Annotated in this window: 16 protein-coding genes; 5 read left to right on the top strand and 11 right to left on the bottom strand. The window is 42.4% G+C overall.

Annotated features, from left to right (window positions below; translation table 11 throughout):
* The first annotated feature begins 118 nt into the window (after nt 1–118).
* Both speA and speB read left to right on the top strand, forming a co-directional pair.
* Entirely contained in the window at nt 119–2,032 is a 1,914-nt protein-coding gene (gene speA, locus NH462_RS05220) for a biosynthetic arginine decarboxylase (RefSeq protein ID WP_010371835.1), read from the top strand.
* Nucleotides 2,033–2,035: 3 nt separating this feature from the next.
* A complete protein-coding gene (speB, locus tag NH462_RS05215) occupies nt 2,036–2,956 on the top strand; it encodes an agmatinase (RefSeq protein WP_010371838.1) in 921 nt (306 codons plus the stop codon).
* A gap of 142 nt (nt 2,957–3,098) precedes the next feature.
* Here the strand turns inward: speB and NH462_RS05210 are convergent, their stop codons facing one another.
* The 3 genes from NH462_RS05210 to NH462_RS05200 all read right to left on the bottom strand — a co-directional run bounded on the left by NH462_RS05210 (nt 3,099) and on the right by NH462_RS05200 (nt 6,693).
* A complete protein-coding gene (locus NH462_RS05210) occupies nt 3,099–4,673 on the bottom strand; it encodes a DUF262 domain-containing protein (RefSeq protein ID WP_102056641.1) in 1,575 nt (524 codons plus the stop codon).
* A gap of 209 nt (nt 4,674–4,882) precedes the next feature.
* Entirely contained in the window at nt 4,883–5,503 is a 621-nt protein-coding gene (locus NH462_RS05205; RefSeq protein WP_102056640.1) for a hypothetical protein, read from the bottom strand.
* A 707-nt stretch (nt 5,504–6,210) separates the two neighbouring features.
* Entirely contained in the window at nt 6,211–6,693 is a 483-nt protein-coding gene (locus NH462_RS05200; RefSeq protein WP_253104590.1) for a MarR family transcriptional regulator, read from the bottom strand.
* Nucleotides 6,694–6,809: 116 nt separating this feature from the next.
* Between NH462_RS05200 and NH462_RS05195 the strand changes: the two genes are divergently transcribed.
* Nucleotides 6,810–7,709 (top strand): EamA family transporter, encoded by a 900-nt coding sequence (locus NH462_RS05195; protein WP_253104587.1) that lies wholly within the window; start codon nt 6,810–6,812, stop codon nt 7,707–7,709.
* Nucleotides 7,710–7,758: 49 nt separating this feature from the next.
* On the opposite strand, the gene NH462_RS05190 is transcribed toward NH462_RS05195, so the two are convergent.
* Both NH462_RS05190 and NH462_RS05185 read right to left on the bottom strand, forming a co-directional pair.
* The gene (locus NH462_RS05190; RefSeq protein WP_253104585.1) at nt 7,759–8,274 is read right to left on the bottom strand and encodes a GNAT family N-acetyltransferase; all 516 of its coding nucleotides are present in this window, start codon (nt 8,272–8,274) and stop codon (nt 7,759–7,761) included.
* A 27-nt stretch (nt 8,275–8,301) separates the two neighbouring features.
* Nucleotides 8,302–8,607: an NIPSNAP family protein gene (locus NH462_RS05185; RefSeq protein ID WP_010604531.1), complete on the bottom strand. Its 306-nt coding sequence runs from the start codon at nt 8,605–8,607 to the stop codon at nt 8,302–8,304.
* A gap of 230 nt (nt 8,608–8,837) precedes the next feature.
* Here NH462_RS05185 and NH462_RS05180 point away from each other — a divergent pair, with 230 nt between their 5' ends.
* Complete coding sequence (locus NH462_RS05180) at nt 8,838–9,209, top strand: VOC family protein (protein WP_253104582.1); 372 nt, start codon at nt 8,838–8,840, stop codon at nt 9,207–9,209.
* A 95-nt stretch (nt 9,210–9,304) separates the two neighbouring features.
* Here the strand turns inward: NH462_RS05180 and NH462_RS05175 are convergent, their stop codons facing one another.
* The 3 genes from NH462_RS05175 to NH462_RS05165 form a co-directional block, all read right to left on the bottom strand.
* Nucleotides 9,305–10,918: an ATP-binding protein gene (locus NH462_RS05175; protein WP_253104579.1), complete on the bottom strand. Its 1,614-nt coding sequence runs from the start codon at nt 10,916–10,918 to the stop codon at nt 9,305–9,307.
* Nucleotides 10,919–10,949: 31 nt separating this feature from the next.
* Nucleotides 10,950–11,753: a PhnD/SsuA/transferrin family substrate-binding protein gene (locus tag NH462_RS05170; RefSeq protein ID WP_253104831.1), complete on the bottom strand. Its 804-nt coding sequence runs from the start codon at nt 11,751–11,753 to the stop codon at nt 10,950–10,952.
* 111 nt (nt 11,754–11,864) lie between these two features.
* Entirely contained in the window at nt 11,865–12,752 is an 888-nt protein-coding gene (locus tag NH462_RS05165; RefSeq protein ID WP_010371872.1) for a LysR family transcriptional regulator, read from the bottom strand.
* Nucleotides 12,753–12,859: 107 nt separating this feature from the next.
* Here NH462_RS05165 and NH462_RS05160 point away from each other — a divergent pair, with 107 nt between their 5' ends.
* Nucleotides 12,860–13,522, top strand: coding sequence for an NAD(P)H-dependent oxidoreductase (locus tag NH462_RS05160; protein WP_193521800.1), 663 nt, complete (start codon nt 12,860–12,862; stop codon nt 13,520–13,522).
* Nucleotides 13,523–13,565: 43 nt separating this feature from the next.
* Here the strand turns inward: NH462_RS05160 and NH462_RS05155 are convergent, their stop codons facing one another.
* The 3 genes from NH462_RS05155 to NH462_RS05145 all read right to left on the bottom strand — a co-directional run bounded on the left by NH462_RS05155 (nt 13,566) and on the right by NH462_RS05145 (nt 17,307).
* Complete coding sequence (locus NH462_RS05155; protein WP_253104576.1) at nt 13,566–14,165, bottom strand: polymer-forming cytoskeletal protein; 600 nt, start codon at nt 14,163–14,165, stop codon at nt 13,566–13,568.
* A 186-nt stretch (nt 14,166–14,351) separates the two neighbouring features.
* On the bottom strand, nt 14,352–17,036 hold the full coding sequence (locus tag NH462_RS05150) for a DUF349 domain-containing protein (protein ID WP_253104573.1): 2,685 nt from the start codon (nt 17,034–17,036) through the stop codon (nt 14,352–14,354).
* Nucleotides 17,026–17,307, bottom strand: a complete 282-nt coding sequence (locus NH462_RS05145; protein ID WP_010371878.1) for a DUF1315 family protein — start codon at nt 17,305–17,307, stop codon at nt 17,026–17,028. Before NH462_RS05145 ends, NH462_RS05150 begins: the two co-directional genes overlap by 11 nt.
* Nucleotide 17,308 lies beyond the last annotated feature (1 nt).

The raw sequence follows: 17,308 nt of genomic DNA, 5'->3' as shown, positions 1-17,308 counted from the left end.
AGCTGCCAGAGAATAAGTTGTTATGCTGAGTTCAGGTTAATTCTACCTATCACTCAGTGAGTAGCCGCCATTGATGGCGCACTGCAGGCTGAACTCTAACTTACGTTAAGGAACTTGAATGACCAAATTTACCTCTTCTGAGCAAGCACGTGAATGCTACAACGTGCGCCACTGGAGCCAAGGCTTCTTTGGTATTAATGATCAGGGAGAGGTTACAGCGATGCCGAACCAACATCAGCCACAGCACGCCGTAACTCTGACAAACATTGCACAACAAATTAAATCTGAGGGTTATACCCTACCTGCGCTAGTGCGTTTTCCACAAATTCTAGAACAGCGTGTACATAATATTGTTGGTGCGTTTAATCAGGCGATTACTGATTACAGCTACCCAGAAGACTATTTATTGGTTTACCCAATTAAAGTAAACCAACAAAAAGAAGTCATTGAGGGGCTTATTGCAAGCCAAGCAGCCAGCGATAAAAAACAGCTTGGCTTAGAGGCTGGCAGTAAAGCTGAATTACTTACTGTATTGGCGCTTAGTGAAAAAACCAGCGCAGTGATCGTGTGTAACGGCTACAAAGACAGAGAATACGTCCGTCTTGCGCTTATCGGTGAAAAATTAGGTCATCAAGTTTATATCGTTTTAGAAAAGCGTTCTGAGCTCGACATCGTGATGGCAGAAGCCAAAGCACTAAACGTTAAACCACGTTTAGGGTTACGCGTACGTTTGGCATCGCAAGGTAAAGGTAAATGGCAAGCAAGCGGCGGCGAAAAGTCCAAATTTGGTCTGTCTGCATCGCAAGTTCTTACGGTTGTTAACCAATTAAAGCAAGCTGACATGCTAGACGCGCTGCAACTGGTGCACTTTCACTTAGGCTCGCAAATGGCCAACATTCGTGACGTGCGCGTTGGTGTGGGTGAAGCCGCTAGATTCTACTGCGAGTTACGCCGTTTAGGTGCAAACCTGTTGAATTTAGACGTAGGTGGCGGACTTGCAGTGGATTACGACGGTACGCGTAGTCAATCGTCCAACTCGATGAACTACAGCTTAGCTGAATATGCAAACAACATCGTTTACACAGTAGGCGATACCTGTAAGCAATACAATCAGCCAATGCCAAAGATCATCTCTGAGTCGGGTCGTGCGTTAACGGCGCATCACGCGGTATTAATCACCGATGTGATTGGCACAGAGAGCTATCAAGTAGAAGAGATAACTGCACCGGTAAGTGACGCCCCAAGACTACTGCACAATATGTGGACGTCTTGGCAGGCGCTCAACGAGCAGAGTGATGACCGCGCGTTGATTGAAATTTTTCATGATACGCAGGGCGATTTGGCAGAAGTACACAGCCAATTTGCAATGGGCCTATTAAGCCTTGAGCAAAGAGCATGGGCGGAGCAAGTAAACCTGCGTGTATGTTATGAGCTAAACAGGCGTATGGACAACAAAAATCGTTTCCATCGCCCAATTATTGACGAACTCAGTGCTAAGCTTGCGGATAAATTCTTTGTGAATTTCTCGCTATTTCAATCTTTGCCAGACGCTTGGGGTATTGAACAGGTATTCCCTGTACTGCCACTCAGCGGGTTAACAGAAGCACCAAAGCGCCGCGCGGTATTGCTGGATATTACCTGTGATTCTGACGGTACAGTGGAGCATTATGTGGATGGTCAAGGTATTGAAGCCACGCTACCAGTACCAGAGTTTTGCAAAGATAAACCCTATTTATTGGGATTTTTCTTGGTGGGAGCATACCAAGAGATTTTAGGTGACATGCACAACCTATTTGGCGACACCCACACCGTTGTAGCCACATTAGATGACCAAGGCGAATTATCGCTTGGTAATGTGGATGCGGGTGACACCGTTGCCGATATGATGCGTTATGTACACCTTGATGTTGAACAGTTTAAGCGTAATTTTGCCAACCTAGTTGAAAGCAAACTACCGCTTGAAGAACGAGCTACCTGCCTAGCAGAGCTTGAAACCGGCCTTGACGGCTATACTTATTTGGAAGATTTTTAACCCATGAGCCACTTATTCGATCACACCGATCATTCTCTGTACTCCAACGGCATGACGTTTTTACGTCAGCCAATGGTACGCAATATCACAGATATTGATGCAGACGTTGTGGTACTTGGCTTGCCATTTGACTTGGCAACCTCTGGACGCCCAGGCGCACGCTTGGGTCCAGATGCAATCCGTCGCGCATCCGTGCATTTAGCTTGGGAAAGCAAAAAATATCCTTGGTCATTTGCATTGTGGGACAAAATTAAACTAGAGGACGCTGGCGATTTCACTTACCCAGTTGGCGATCCTGAGTATTTTACTGCGCAGCTCGAGCTAGCTGCTCTGCAAATTTTGCAGCAAGGCAAAACGCTATTAAGCCTAGGCGGTGATCACTTTGTGACCCTGCCACTGCTGCGTGCTCACCAGCAAATTCACGGCAAAATGGCGCTCGTACATTTTGATGCGCACACAGATACATACAGCCAAGGTTCACGCTATGACCACGGGACTATGTTCTATCATGCTCCCATTGAAGGCTTAATAAGCCCAGAGCATTCAATGCAAATTGGCATTAGAACCGAGTACACAGAGCAAGGTCACGAGTTTGGCGTGATTGACGCTATGGCAGCAAACGACTTAAGCGCTGAAGAAATAGCAGCACAAATCAAAGCACGCGTCGGCGATTTGCCGGTGTACTTAACCTTTGATATCGACTGTCTAGACCCAGCATTCGCACCAGGCACCGGCACCCCAGTGTGCGGCGGTCTAACCAGCGACAAAGTGCTGAAAATTTTACGCGCACTGCAAGGGATAAACATGATAGGCATGGACGTAGTAGAAGTTTCCCCTTCCTACGACCAAAGCGAGCTCACCGCAATCGCCGCCGCCACCATTGCACACGAACTACTGCATCTGTGGGCTGTAAAGCATAAATAACCGGATGCAGGTTTGGACTAAGCCACCTTAACAAGGTGGCTTTTTTGTTTGGGGTTTGTGTTAGTGATTATGGGTGTAATTTCAAAGCTGAACAACAATAACACATCGAGTAACGATGCATAGCACCCTGCGCTTTGGCTTATTAAGTCATTCCACACAAATCTGCAGCTACTTGAGCTAGTATCTCGGACCTATTGCTAATAAATTGCTGATAGTTGTCGTCAAATAAAGCATTTGGACAGTAATGAGATTGTATAATTTGGTTAATATTACCTGTCATTTTGACTCGATAAACACTGGGCTTATCACCCCCTAATTCACGATTATCAGCACGTGATATAAAGCAAAAATTTGCTAAACAATTTTCACTATATATGTCTTGAGCACTATCTCTAAGAAAAGCTTTTGGCATAAGGTGGTGGAATTCCTTTCTGTTGCAATCTCTAAGCTTTGCTTCTAGATCAATTGGCGATCCATTGATAAAATTAATTGGGGTATTTTTTGATAACATTAGAATAAAGGTTTTTGTCATAACGGAGTTCATGACAAATTTTTCGTGCTTAAATGTATCTGATGAAATCTGAGGATTTAGATTAGATAAAGTATTTTCAATACCTTCCTTTAATTTTTTTATTTCGTCTATATCAACACCCAGATTCCGCATGGTACCATGACTATATCTCTTAATGAATGAACACCTCCAGAACCACAATACTAGTTTCTCTCTCTGGGCGTTGGAGTAATTAAACTCTCTATTTCCATCAATTGAAAAGAATACAGAAAGGGGAACTAAAATATACTTATATGGTAAGAGATCTATCGAATGCACATTGAGTTCTGTTTTAAGAAAATCCAACGCACCTTTGATTCCATTTACGACTTCACTAAATCTAGCCCTAACATCCGCTCCATTCAATAATACTAAACTTTCTGGTTTGCAGGAATTTGTAAGAACAGCTGCCGTACATCTAAGAAGCAAGCTTATATCATTAGACAATTCGGAAAAACCATATCCCTCAAGCTCTTCAATTAGATCTTCAAACTGGCCCTGTAATTGAAAATCCTCACTCCATGTCCATGCAGAGAGTAGTTGAAGAGTGTCCAAAGGGATACCTTGCCTATTTATCCGCTCAAATATAATTGCAACCTTATCTTTTTCATCAGTTCTAAATGACTGAACGGGGATTTTAGCTTCTTTGAATGTAGCCTGCACTCTATCAATTTTTTCTGCGAGCGAATCGTTCATATTTCTTGTTAGACGACGGTATTCAGCAGTGTCGAAGAAGCTATTTAGTGGAAAGTGCTTTTCTTGATCAACTTCATCTTCATTTAATGCCAAAAATTGGCTTTCCTGAACATCATCTGGCAGGGAAAAATCAAAATATATATCTTTCCAGTTATCATCCTGTTGATGATAAAGTTCTGTTTGAAACACCCCAAATATAGAAGTAACCCTCTGTTGCCCATCCAGTACATAATCAATAGGGAAATCTTCTTGGGGTTCCGGCAGTTCAAACGGACCTAGTTTTCTCTCAGTTCTCAACGGTTCGTTCGTGCGCCAAAACAATAAGGAACCGAACGGATATCCTTTATAAATACTATCAATAAGAAACGCGACCCGATCAGGATCCCAAACAAACCCTCTTTGAAAAGCGGGAATTCTAATCTGCCCTCTGTAAACTGAATCCAGAATTTCTCTGATTGAGTAATTTTCCATAATTTTTTCCTAACTTTCTAACTATAAGTTTGTTGCTTAGGTGTAATGACTCACAAAGTATTAACCTCCGCCTTTGCGGGTTAGCTAAAAGCCAGAGCCATATTAATCTTCAAAATAACTATACGGAAACGCTATTCAGCTAAAAACACATGTCATTACTTGTGAATACAACAAGCCAAACCAAGCTTGCCGTGCGCGTAGAGAGCACATCAAAGCGCATACAATTTATCGAAGAACTTCTCAGTACCATCAATGAAATGAGAGACCTTTTTTAGTGGTTCAAAATAAAAATAGTCCTCTATTTCATAGTCTCTATATTCTGAACTGCTGCTTGATAAATCAATATTGGATAAACGTTTATAATCATCTACAAACTTCTTATCGAGCAACCCGCTGTTATGTGCGTATAAATGCCTAAATAACATCGTTTCTTGCATAATTTTAAGCTGAGGTATTTGAAATAGTTCTACTTGAAATTCACTCTCTATCTTCGTTAATATTCCTTGGTTATGCCAAGGAAAAACTTGTTGAAATATATTTTGCTTGCTGTTTATATGATCTTTTAATTCCTTTCTAGATGAAAACCCTTTTCGGCTTTGATAATAATCCTTTAAACACATTTCAATCGTTGTTCCAAGACGAACTATTGTTGTCATGTCGTAGAATTTATCGCCATATGTTGCCTGCCACATATCAAAATATGTGTCATGATTACCAGCTATTTCCTTGATTTCTTCATCAAATTGAATGGCTTTTAATGTTTGTTCTATCTTGCGACGAATAAAGTATTCTGATTCTCTTATTCTTTTAAAGTGGTTTTTATATGACAACTTGATTTCCTTTATGCTTAACACCTTAGTATTCACGCAAGCGCAGCATGCATAATCGCAAATTGAATTGGATAGCTCCTGCACTCCCTATCCAGCAGTGTGGATTGACCTTGATATGGGTGACTTTTGTGTTTGTCCGTTTATTATCTAAAGCGGTACAACGCGACTCAATCCCTGCCTGAACAAAGTATTTATATACATTATTAAACCCACATTTTTCTAATTTGGCAAGGTGCTGTGATTCTGTCATAACTTGTTGTATTCAGCCTGTTGATAAGCTTTAGCTGGTAGATTAAATAAGATAAGAAGATAGCGCAAAAGAAAAGCCACTCCCTACATCACGCAAACGCCTCAAGCGACACCATCCCCCCTCCATCACACCCGAAAAGCATAAGCTGATATGCAATGTGCCGACAGGATGTCGGCCAAGTCTTGTCTGGTACAGGGACGTGCCTTACAAGACGGTTGCACTATATCGGCTTAGGATTTGAGGATTAAGTGTGATGTCGGGGCGACGTTTTCTTGGTTCGCTCGATCGCGTCGTTTCAAAAGAATGAACGAGAAGCGCATGAATGCGCTTTGATATTAACCAAGGATGGCTCTACTCATTAGTCAACTCGAACTGGTCACCCGCAAACTCATCATCAACAATAGCTCGAACAAATAACTTCTCGGCAGGTGAACCGCCTACAAGACTGTTTACACCCTCACTCAAATTGCGTTAACCACTCTTTTAAAACACTATTTAACAAGGTTTGCTGCTCTTTACTCATTCCTTCAACCAATTGGGCTTGAATGTCGATATGCGGTTCAATCAGCTTTTCAATCAGGCCGAGGCCTTCGGCTGTCAATTCAACAGTTACACTGCGGCGGTCTTCTTTACAATGCTCACGTTTGATAAGGCCTTTTGCCGCTAGTTTATCTAAACGATTGGTCATCGCGCCAGAGGTGAGTAGCATGGTTTTAAATAGCTCTGATGGGGTTAAGCGAAATGGCTTGCCGCTGCGGCGCAAGGTAGCTAACACATCAAATGCACCCAAATTTAACCCGTATTGCTTGTGCAGCTTTTCAACTTCGGCTTCCATATGTTTAGCTATGCGCACTAAGCGACCCATTATCGCCATGGGCGTTGTTTCTAACTGTGGTTTTTCACGAGCCCATTGCTCTTGTACTCTATCAATCGCATCCATCAATATTTGCCCCGACAACAAACTTTATAAAGAAATATCTTAACATAAAGATACTTTACAAAAAGTGTTTTTAGTAATACCTTACCGCAAAGTATCTCAATGTAAAGATAGTTAATGTGAATATACTCCTCGCGATGATCCCTGCATTTTTATGGGGTACCACATATGCGGTGACACAATACACCCTTGCGGACTGGCCGCCTCTTTTACTTGGCGCTATTAGAGCGCTGCCGGCTGGGCTTATTTTGCTGGCAGTTAAGCCGAGTTTGCCAAAAAAAGCAGACTGGAAAATACTATGCGGCCTTGGGGCGATTAATATCGCGGCCTTTTTTAGCATGATCTTCGTGATGTCGTTAACGCTACCATCTGCCATATCGAGCGTGGGCATGGTGTCTGTGCCGGTATTCGCCATGATTTATCATTGGTTAGTCAACAAACAGCGTCCAGGATTGGTGCAAGCGTTATGCGGCGCGGCGCTTATTGTGTTGGCCTGGTTGCTATTTGATCCGAGTTCACTGAATTTAAACCCTCTTGGTATAGCGGCAATACTTGCGGCAATAACCTGTATCGTGATCGGCAGCTCAATCACTAAGTCTCTTGGTGATCGCATGCATTGGTGGACGGTGTTAACTTGGCAGCTCATTATTGGTGGCGTTATTCTCACCCTCGCATCAACCGTTCACGGTGTAATCGCACCAGCTAAGTATATTGCGGCTTTTTACAATTTCTCGACAACCAATCTCAGCGGCATATTATGGGTTGTGCTCCTGAATACCGCGCTGGGTTATAGCTTGTACGTGTGGTTACTACAGCGTATGTCTGTGGTGGACTTTACCTTTGGTGGTATTGCAAATCCGATAGCGGGTATTTTGACGGGGTTGGTGCTACTGGGCGAGACGTTCACGCCGCTTCAATATAGTTTGATGGTTGGCATGATTGTAATGCCGCTATTACCGCAAATTATCGTCACTACCCTACGAAGCAGAGCAGTGCCTCCTAAGTGTGAGGTAAACTAATCAGTTGAGCGCATAGCAACTATGCGCTCACTCATTTAAATAGACGAAATTAAAGTGTGAGTCGATAGATATATAGCGACTCGTCACTTGCTACGCCCAGATCATTGACACAGGACTCAACAAACTGGCCGCCTATTTTTTCAATGATCCGCTGGCTCGCAATATTTGACTGTAAACATTGAAACTCCACAGCTTTAATATCACTTACCTCTCGAAGCTTGGCAATAACCTGTTCAAGCACTAGACCGATTAAGCCATGACCTCTTGCCTTTTCGCCAAGCCAATAGCCGATCTCAGCGGTTTGCGTTTGCGCGTCCATATATTTGATCCCAAACACACCACAAAACTCGCAATTAAATTCAATAGCAGACCAAAGTCCGCCAACTTGGTTGTTTATACGTGTGTCGATATATCGCTCTGCATCAGCCTCGGTATGTAATGTCGCAACCCACGGCAACACGTTTTGTAAACTTGCTCGACTACTTTGTACGCAATCAAATAATGGCTTTGCATGCGTCAAAGCAAGGTTTTGTAGTTTGAGATTGGCAGAAATATCTAGTTGCACGGGATGTTCAGCTCCATTTACTCACCTCTATTCAAATACAGGTCTAAAGAAGCTGCGTTCATAGCTGATTATGCAACCGGTATCTTCTGCAAATTTAATTGCAGCCTGACACTGTGCATCTTGAAACGATTCATTGCGATACGTTTCATAGGCCGCCAAACTGGGAAAGGTGAATAATGCCAAGGCAATATTACTTGCACCTTCCGATGGTAAAAAGTAGCCATTATGCTGCCCACCAAAACGATTGACGAGTGGGATCCACATTTTGGCATATTCCTCAAAGTCAGCAATTTTTGCCGGATCAACAACATATTTTAAGTAACAAGTAACCATACAACCTTTCCTTTTTGTTAAAAACACCAGTTTCACTTTGCTCTACACACCGTTAGACAGTGTGCGAGATTACTGTAAGCGTTAATAACATGAAGTTAAAGTGATATGGGACTATCTGTCTCGATTAAATGCTCAAACACCTGTTTTGAACTCAGCGCAAAGCTACTGACAGTAACTGACACACACAGAGAGTATCGTAGCTGCAACTTTTTAAAAAATGATGGAATTACATGATGGTCACCGTTGATTCTTTGGTGTTATATGTAAGCGATATCAAGCTTAGCGAAGCGTTTTATAGACAGCTATTCCAATGTGAGGCAGCGCAACTTTCTCCAACTTTTGTTTCTATGAAGTGTGCAAACAACATCTCCATTGCACTTAAACAAAACACAGCCCTTACACCACCAAGTCGCATTACCGGGGGCGGTACTGAAATCTCTATTGTACAACCAAGCCAAGAGGCGTTTTTTGCTTTATACGATACATGGAAGTTACTAGATATTAAGTTTGCTCAGGTCCCGCAAGCTGAGGTATATGGCGCTAGTTTTGTCGTATTAGACCCAGATAAACATCGTATTCGCGTGTTTGTCGGAAATGAATAAATTTGGCAAAAGCAGCTAGTGCTTCAAGGTGTAACTTGTCTTAACAAACCCATAATAACACGCAGCTTACCCTCCAAATAATATCACCCAACTTCTTACTTGCATGGCGGCAATAAAATAGTAAAACATGTCCCAATGCCCTCTTCACTCTCAACCAATAACTCTCCACCATGCTCTTTGATTATATCGTAGCTAATGGAGAGCCCAAGTCCTGTGCCTTTACCGACAGGCTTAGTAGTAAAAAAGGGGTCAAATATCTTATCAATGATCTCCTTGGGGATCCCTACGCCACTGTCTTGTACACTGATCGCAACACTGCCATTTTCCAAATGCGTTGTTACCTTAATCTCTCCTTCACTCTCCAACGCCTGCGCTGCATTGATGAGTAAGTTTGTCATTACTTGAATTAGCTTGCCTTGGTTCCCCAGCACTTGAGGGACTTCACCTAACTGAGTTATCACGTTAGCATGATACTTGAGCTTACTCTCCACCAGATTTAACGTTGTCTTTATGCAGGCATTAATATCGCAAGGTTGCAATTGAATAGTATCTGCTCTTGAAAACTGCTTGAGATCGTTCACAATCGCAGAAACTCTTTGCAGCCCAGTCATCGACTCATCAATAAGCTCTGTACAATCGCTATTAATAAAAGCAAAGTCTTTGTCTTGAACAAATTGATTGAACGCATTACGTTCGCCGGGTTCAAGTCCGAGCTGAACCGCACGCTTTGCAAGTTCGGCATAATCGCCATGATAGTGACGCATCACATCAAGGTTACTCATCACAAAACCGAGCGGATTATTTATTTCATGGGCAACTCCGGCGGCCAATTGACCCACAGACGCCATTTTTTCTGAGTGAACAAGTTGTTGTTGCGCGGCTTCAAGCTCTCTGTTGGTGGCCTCAAGCTGCTGATTTTTCTGATTCAGCTTTTCAGTTCTCTGTGCCACCAGTTCTTCTAAGTGTTTATTTAGCTCAATCAAATCATGTTTATATCGTTCTCGACGCTCATGCTCTTCGGCTAAAGTTTGTGATAGTTCATCAAACGCTAAAGACAGTTCTTGTAACTCATCTTTACTCTGTATTGGTTTCCATTTGAAATCAAATACGCCTTTTTTGACATTACGAGCGATAAATTTAGCTTGGCTCTTCAAGATATACAGATTGGTTGTGAGATATATACCGAGAAAATAAGAGAAAATAGCAACTAACGCCATTTCAAACAGCGCGATAGAAACCGTCCAGCGTTTTACTTCAGACATCGTTCGATTTATCGTACCAATATCTATGCCTATCTGAATAGTGCCAAATAGTGTCCCTCCTTCAACAATATCAGCATGAATATCAAAAATACCGTCCGTGACTTTCGCAACTAACGTATCATCTTCAAATGTGCGCGTTTTAAAGCGCTCGTTTCCTGCAAAGGAAAGTGTTTGGCTTTCACCATCGATCACTTTAACGTAAAGGATATCTGGGTTGCTTAATAACTCATTGGTAAAAGCATCCAGCGTGGCTAAATCGTACGACAACACAGCATCTTTGGTCGCGCTCGCAAACAAACGTGCAGTCGTGGTTGCGCGTTTATTCATGGCGTCATTTGCGGACTCCATCATAAAATCAATCACCACAAATATGAGCGCACTCAACAGCACCGCTTCAATAATAGCGGTGCCAATCATGGTTTTGAGTCTTAACGATAGCCTTTTCATTCAGTCGTGGCGCTTCTTAATAATCCGAGTACTATTTGCCAACCAAGGTTTCTAATTCTAATGCTTTTACGTCTTGCCAGTCCTCGTTCGACGCTGCCATAATGCCTTTGAAATTCACCGCTTCGAGTAGCCTGATTCCATCTTCACTCAGTTCAAGAGAGGTCAACGCCGCTACTAATCTTTGCCTTGCATCTTCTGGCATTGCTCTTTTTACAGCAAATGCATGTGGTGTATAACCTTTTGTCGTCCAGAGAATGTCGAGTTGTGATTTAATTTTAGGATCGGCGTTGTTGAAAGTACGCATGACACCGCCCCCCGCTTTGACAAATCCTCTCGACACGTTGAGATAAACGGAGTCATGGGAAGATACATATCTTGGCGTAAATTCAATACCTTGCTTCGCCAATTCACCTCGGGGCAAAATGCTCGCAGCGAATGCAGCAGGAGCCGGAAAAGCAAGTGTCTCTCCTCGCAACTGCAATAAGTCAGTAATACCCGCTCCCTTTTTAACCACGATGATCCCTTTTATCATTTTATCTCTTTGCTTGGCGATAGCTTGATAACCTGCCCGCTCATTAAATACAACAAAGTGATAGGGATTCATGTATGCCACATCATACTCTTGCTGCAGCACCCTGGCTTCAAAGGTTGGTATATCTTTAGCGGTTTTAAATGTGTAGTTATCTCCGGTTTTATCACTGAGATAATCGAGAATAGGCTGCCAATTTTTGGCTAACTTATTTGCAGACTGCTGCGGCACAAAGGCGAAGGTATAATCACCACTCAAACATAAAGCGGGAAACAAAATGAGACTCATCAGCAGGATTTTTATCATCACATCACCACCTAGCAATAAACACTTTTCGAATAAGGACTTAAGTTCCACAAAAGTATAGATCAATATTAAAAAACGGCTTATTTACTCATTGATAAAAGTGCCTGTCCTTTATCTTATGTCCTTATCTTTGTTGGCCTTGATATTTTGTAACGCGCTTGCCAGCCAAATGGTAAACTGGTGAAAAATCGCCGAACTCTTGCGATAAGTCGTTTGCCTGAGCCAATAGCCATAGCCTGAAAATTCCTCCATTGCTGAGCTTTTACTTAACCACCCCTGTCTAACTGCAGACTCTGCTAATACATCGCTCAATAGTGCCAGCCCTTGCCCGGCCACAGCCGCCTGCAAGACAAAGTGTTCTTGCTCAAAATAACGCAAGTCATAATGACTTTCGTCAATGTGCGCTTGCCAAGGAATATTTTCAAGCCCCGTTTCGTCTTGCCAATGGGTGAGAAATAGTACAGGTTTACCGTGGTCTGGCACCCGATAGTTTGGACTAGCATAAAGCCCTATTTTCTCGGTAATAAGATGAGTTTCATTGGAATTCGGAACCGCTTTGCCATAACGCAGGGCGATATCAATATGCTTCTCTTTATTTAAATCAATGAGCTGATCGCTCGCGCATATTGTGACGGTTTGGTTTGGAAAAGCGCGATTAATGGCAGCCATATTAGGAGCAAGCCAAAGTGCAGCAAATGAATTACAGCATGAAATAAGCAAATCATTCTTTTGCTCAGTAAACTCAATAAACGCATTATCAAGCATATTGAGTGAATCAATACACACCTTTGCCAGTGCCTGTCCTTGTAATGTTAATTGCACTGCTCGCGTTTTTCGCTCAAAAAGCTGAACCCTTAACTGTGATTCCAGTGACTTTATCTGATGTGACACTGCCGTAGGCGTAACATTAAGTACTCGCGCCGCATCTTTAAAACTTAAGTAGTGCGCGGCAACCGCAAAGGTTTTTATATTATTCAAAGACGGTAAATGTGTGAACATAACAAACCTATAAGTTAGTATATCTCATCTATAAGTGGATTCTTCTCAGTTGTCACATTGCTTACGTAAGCACAGAATAAAACACAGGACATAACTGGAGAAAAGCCATGAAAAACATTTTATATATAAGTAGTAGCGCAAGAAAGTATAGTGAGACAAGTTCGCAACATCAGTCAATTAGTCGGATGTTAGGTGAGCAATTTTTGACAAAATTTAGCAGCTGCATACATGAAGTGGAAATCACCCATCGCGACCTCTCCGTGAAACAACCTGCATTCATCGATGAAGCATTTATAGCGGCTGCATTTGCAAAAGGAGTGTTGAGCGAAGAGCAACGCTTAGTACTCGCTGAGTCTGACGAAATTATCAAAGAAGTGACCAATGCCGATATTATCGTGATCGCAAGCCCTATGTATAACTACGGCATGCCTGCAGTGCTAAAGGCTTGGTTTGATCTGGCGATCCGAGTAAATAAAACCTTCAGCTTTGATTTAGCACGAGGTGATAAACCACTGGAGCCAATTTTATCGGGTAAAACTCTCGTATTACTGGCATCTTGGGGAGAATTTGCATTTAAAAAAGGTGAGTCACAATATCATTTGAATCACCTAAGTAGCCATATCGAGCAGTTGGCTCCATATTTAGGTGCTGAAACGTTTTATGAAATAGCATCTGAGTATCAAGAGTTTGGCGACGACAGGCATAAGCGCTCAAAACAACGTGCTATTGATGATGTGCACAAACTAGCACAAATACTTAGCGCTAAGTAAGAGCACAAGTGAGCGTATTGCGCTCTCTTTACTCTCATGCAGCTTACTGTTTATAGTGGTAAGTGATCTGACTTTGTAGATGTTTAGGTTCAATATGAATAGGACGATAAAGCTGGATAGTGCCAACAATCTTTGCACCATCACTAATTGTAAGCGTTGGTATGTCTTTCTCAAGCTTAGAAGCAAGATATCCTGCCTGACGATAAATCACATCACCTAAGATAGTAGCGCCGCTAGCAATTGTAATATCTCCGCTCGCGTTGATGACATTTCCTTCAATTAGCACCGACTCACCAACCTCAATATTACCATTGGTAACTTGAATGCTCCCATACACGCGCGCTTTTTCCATCAGCATAATGTTGCCATTCTCAACATTAACCGACTGTGCTTCACTATACTTATCAAGCTGAATATTACCGTTAGTCACTTCTGCAGATTTAACTTTGGCCCCTTCAGCTAGCGTAATATTGCCATTTTGTAGGGATAAGTTCCCAGCTTTTTGACCACTTGCCACATCAATATTTCCAGCAAAATGGCTTAAGTCTTCACCATGAGTGGCGTTGAGGTTACCCACAGAGCATCCGACTAAGTTTAAAGTAAACGCAAGCGCGAGTGGATATTGGTAAAGTTTGTTGGTCATTATTTTTCTTCTTATTATTGGTTACTAGAGCAAAGTATTAAGACAAAGTGGTGTAACTACCTAGAGCCACTAAGCAGATTTCACTTAACTTTAGCATTCAAACCGAGCTCAAGATGTTAGAGGCGGATAGAGTTTACATCGATAGAAGCCTACTCAGAGTATCCTGAGTAGGCTCAAAGTGCATGGCTAAGCGTTCAAAACCGCAAGTAGCCTGCCTTTTGACGTCGCTAAATCAGCTTTGTCAGCCTCAGCTAGATAACTGATAAGGTAAGTCTCAAGACTACTTTCTTCACCTTGCAGTTTTGCATCTAGCATCGCAACTTGCTCAGACATTCTCTCGCTTTGCAATGCTTCCGGTGATGACTGATTCGTCAAAATCTCAAGTCTCAATAGCAACTGGGCGGCGTTTAGCGAGGTTTTATTATTACCTTGCCAAGAGCTAGGAATATCACCGTCAGTGTCTACCGCTTCCACCAGTTCATTGAACTTTTCACGACGTTGTGAAGAAAATAGATCATCTAATTTCGACTTCACTTGTGACAGTAAACGATTCTTTTCTTGCTTCAGTCCTGGCACTACAATAAACGTATTGAGTTCGTCACGAATGGCAGCCAGTTCATTTTGAGTGACCGCTTCAATGACCTTGTTGTCGAACTCTGCTAGCAACTGACGCTGTTCGGCTTCCTGCGACTTTTCCTGTGCTTTTTGCTCGGCATATTGTGCACTGCGTTTTTCAAACACTGCGTCATTATGGGCACGAAATGCTTTCCACAAAGTATGCTCTTGCTTGGCACCAGCAAAACCAATTTGCTGCCACTGTTTTTGCAATGATTTCAGCAAGTCACAAGCTGCTGCTAAATCTTCAGCCTCTAACTGCTGCTGTGCAGTTTCAACTAGCTTAGCCTTTTCAACAGCGTTGGCTTGATGGAAGGCTTTAAGTTTCTCGTAAACCGCTTGATGGTGCTCACGGTAAATCGAATTCAGCTTTTGATAGACTTTGGCATCAACATTGCCAGCGTTTTTCCACACTTTGGCTAGGCGATTAAATTGTGCTTCCACTTCCCGCCAATCAATACCCTCGTTATCCAAAGTACTAACAAGTGCTTTCACTTCTTCAATCACCGCTTCACGCGCTATTTTTGCCTGCTCACGCTGTACTTCTTGCTCCGCAAAGTAAGCGCGACAAGGTACAAACAATAATTCAATTTTTTCATCAAATTGAGCTGCTTGTGCCTTTTCCTGTTCCGTTTCAACATGACCAAGTTCGTTCCAACGTGTTCTAAGCAATTTTACTTCCTCAGCACGCTTAACTGGATCAACTGACTCCTCAGCCAGTTTGATATCAAGCTCCGTAAGCAATTCTTCACGTTTAGGTGTAGCTGCATACTTTTGCCAATCTTTAAGATCTTTTAATGCTTGAGACAAGCTTTCATGCTGGTTTTCAAGCTGCTTTTTGTAGCTTGGCGTAAGCAACTCAAACTGCTCAATAAAGCCATTAAAAACACCAAATGCCACGTTAAATCGACCCTGATCAATTAATCGTTGAACATCGCGTGCTTTCTTCTTCGCGATTTTGAGTGCTTTTTCTTGCTCATTTTTCAGCGGCTCGATAGCTGTCATAAACGCTTGGCTTGCATCTGATAGCTCAGCTTTTGCTGATTTATGCAATACCTTAGGCAGTGAATCTAACGCTTTACGCACTGTAACATAGCGGTCTTTTTGTGCTTGCACTTGGGTATCAAGCGCTTCTAATGAGGTTGGTACTTCAACTGCCTTCAACTCTGCTAAGGCATTATTGAAGGTTTCACTTGCAGCAATAAGTGCCGGTAAATCGGCAAGATCACGCTCAATATTTTGCAGTTTTCTGGTGAACTCGCCAAGCGCTTCAACAGTAACATATTGCGGTGCAGACACTTTGCCTTTTAATACTTCACAACGCTGAACCAATGCATCGTGTGGGGCTAAGTCTAGTGTTTTACATGCAACTTCGACCGATTTTTCAATGGCCTCAAGTTCAGCAGTTAACTCAGCAACCTCTAAGGCTTCATTTTGCTTTTGCATTAACTCAGCTTGCTGCGCTTGATGTTTAACTTGTAACTCATTGAGATGACGGCTTAATTTATCTGCTACTTGTTGATACTTTGCATCTAGTGCAGTTACCGTTTCAGTATCTAACCACTTAAGCTCAATGCTTTGCCACTGTGCAAATAACTGCTGTGCTTGCGCGTTCACAGTTTCATAGTTTTGCTTATCTCTTAGCGCGTTTAACTTGGCAAGCACAACTCGCGTTTGCTCAGCAACTTGAGTAGGCATTTCTTTTGCTAATCGCTGCTGCTCCAGTGATCCACTAAGAGAAGTCAGCGCTTCACCTTTAGCTGCTTTTAGGACACTTTTTTCAAGTGAATGCTGTGCAATCAGTTCCAGCATAGCGATCTGAAGTGCTTCATCACCTTCTTTGAAGGATTTTTCGATCAACGTGGCATTCGCAAGGCGCTTAAGCAGTTTAACTTTGTTCGTTAAATCGGTTTCAATTAACGCAACTTTCTCAAGCGTTTTAGCTGGCGCATAGCGTTCAATGTATTCTTCACGAATGTTGCTCTGCAGTGTGGTGTCTTGATTAATGACCGCACTCGAAATTTTCTGCTCAGCAAGCTCTTTTAACTCGCTATCTTGCTTATAAACTTTCCACCAAAGGCCAAGGTCATTTACCTTAGTAAGTACCTTTTTTCTGATCTGCGCAGACTCGTCCTCAAGTGCTAGCGTATGTAGTAAAGTTGCGTCTTTGCTTAAGTCTAACTTGTCCACTGCTTGTGAGCGAACGTCAACCTTTGGGTGTTTCCATTTCGGTGTAAAAAGGTGTTTAAAGATCATTTTCACTGAACCTAGCTATTTCATTGTCGGCTTTGAATTCTTGTTGTAATTCGCGTTTGGATTTTTGCACCATTTCACCTTTTTCGTTGATGGTGAACTGCTCATTGGACTTAGCTACTTTTGCTTGATATAGCATAACCAACTGCACGGTTTGCTCTTTTTGCGCATCACTTAGTGGCGTACCATCAGGCCACTTTCCGGTTGACGCACCGTATTGCAAACGCTCGAATACTTCAGGGGTAATATTTTGAACTAAGCTATCTACATTCATT

This window comes from Pseudoalteromonas sp. OANN1 (genome assembly GCF_024124685.1).
In the GTDB taxonomy this organism is placed as follows: domain Bacteria; phylum Pseudomonadota; class Gammaproteobacteria; order Enterobacterales; family Alteromonadaceae; genus Pseudoalteromonas; species Pseudoalteromonas piscicida.
Note: the sequence above shows the minus strand (reverse complement) of the source record. Positions and strands in the feature narration are given on the sequence as shown.

Excerpts from the sequence above, each read along its gene's own strand:
- speA (WP_010371835.1), top strand. The coding sequence starts at position 119 with ATGACCAAATTTACCTCTTCTGAGCAAGCACGTGAATGCTACAACGTG.
- speB (WP_010371838.1), top strand. The coding sequence starts at position 2,036 with ATGAGCCACTTATTCGATCACACCGATCATTCTCTGTACTCCAACGGC.
- NH462_RS05210 (WP_102056641.1), bottom strand. The coding sequence starts at position 4,673 with ATGGAAAATTACTCAATCAGAGAAATTCTGGATTCAGTTTACAGAGGG.
- NH462_RS05200 (WP_253104590.1), bottom strand. The coding sequence starts at position 6,693 with ATGGATGCGATTGATAGAGTACAAGAGCAATGGGCTCGTGAAAAACCA.
- NH462_RS05185 (WP_010604531.1), bottom strand. The coding sequence starts at position 8,607 with ATGGTTACTTGTTACTTAAAATATGTTGTTGATCCGGCAAAAATTGCT.
- NH462_RS05180 (WP_253104582.1), top strand. The coding sequence starts at position 8,838 with ATGATGGTCACCGTTGATTCTTTGGTGTTATATGTAAGCGATATCAAG.
- NH462_RS05175 (WP_253104579.1), bottom strand. The coding sequence starts at position 10,918 with ATGAAAAGGCTATCGTTAAGACTCAAAACCATGATTGGCACCGCTATT.
- NH462_RS05170 (WP_253104831.1), bottom strand. The coding sequence starts at position 11,753 with ATGATAAAAATCCTGCTGATGAGTCTCATTTTGTTTCCCGCTTTATGT.
- NH462_RS05165 (WP_010371872.1), bottom strand. The coding sequence starts at position 12,752 with ATGTTCACACATTTACCGTCTTTGAATAATATAAAAACCTTTGCGGTT.
- NH462_RS05160 (WP_193521800.1), top strand. The coding sequence starts at position 12,860 with ATGAAAAACATTTTATATATAAGTAGTAGCGCAAGAAAGTATAGTGAG.
- NH462_RS05155 (WP_253104576.1), bottom strand. The coding sequence starts at position 14,165 with ATGACCAACAAACTTTACCAATATCCACTCGCGCTTGCGTTTACTTTA.
- NH462_RS05150 (WP_253104573.1), bottom strand. The coding sequence starts at position 17,036 with ATGATCTTTAAACACCTTTTTACACCGAAATGGAAACACCCAAAGGTT.
- NH462_RS05145 (WP_010371878.1), bottom strand. The coding sequence starts at position 17,307 with ATGAATGTAGATAGCTTAGTTCAAAATATTACCCCTGAAGTATTCGAG.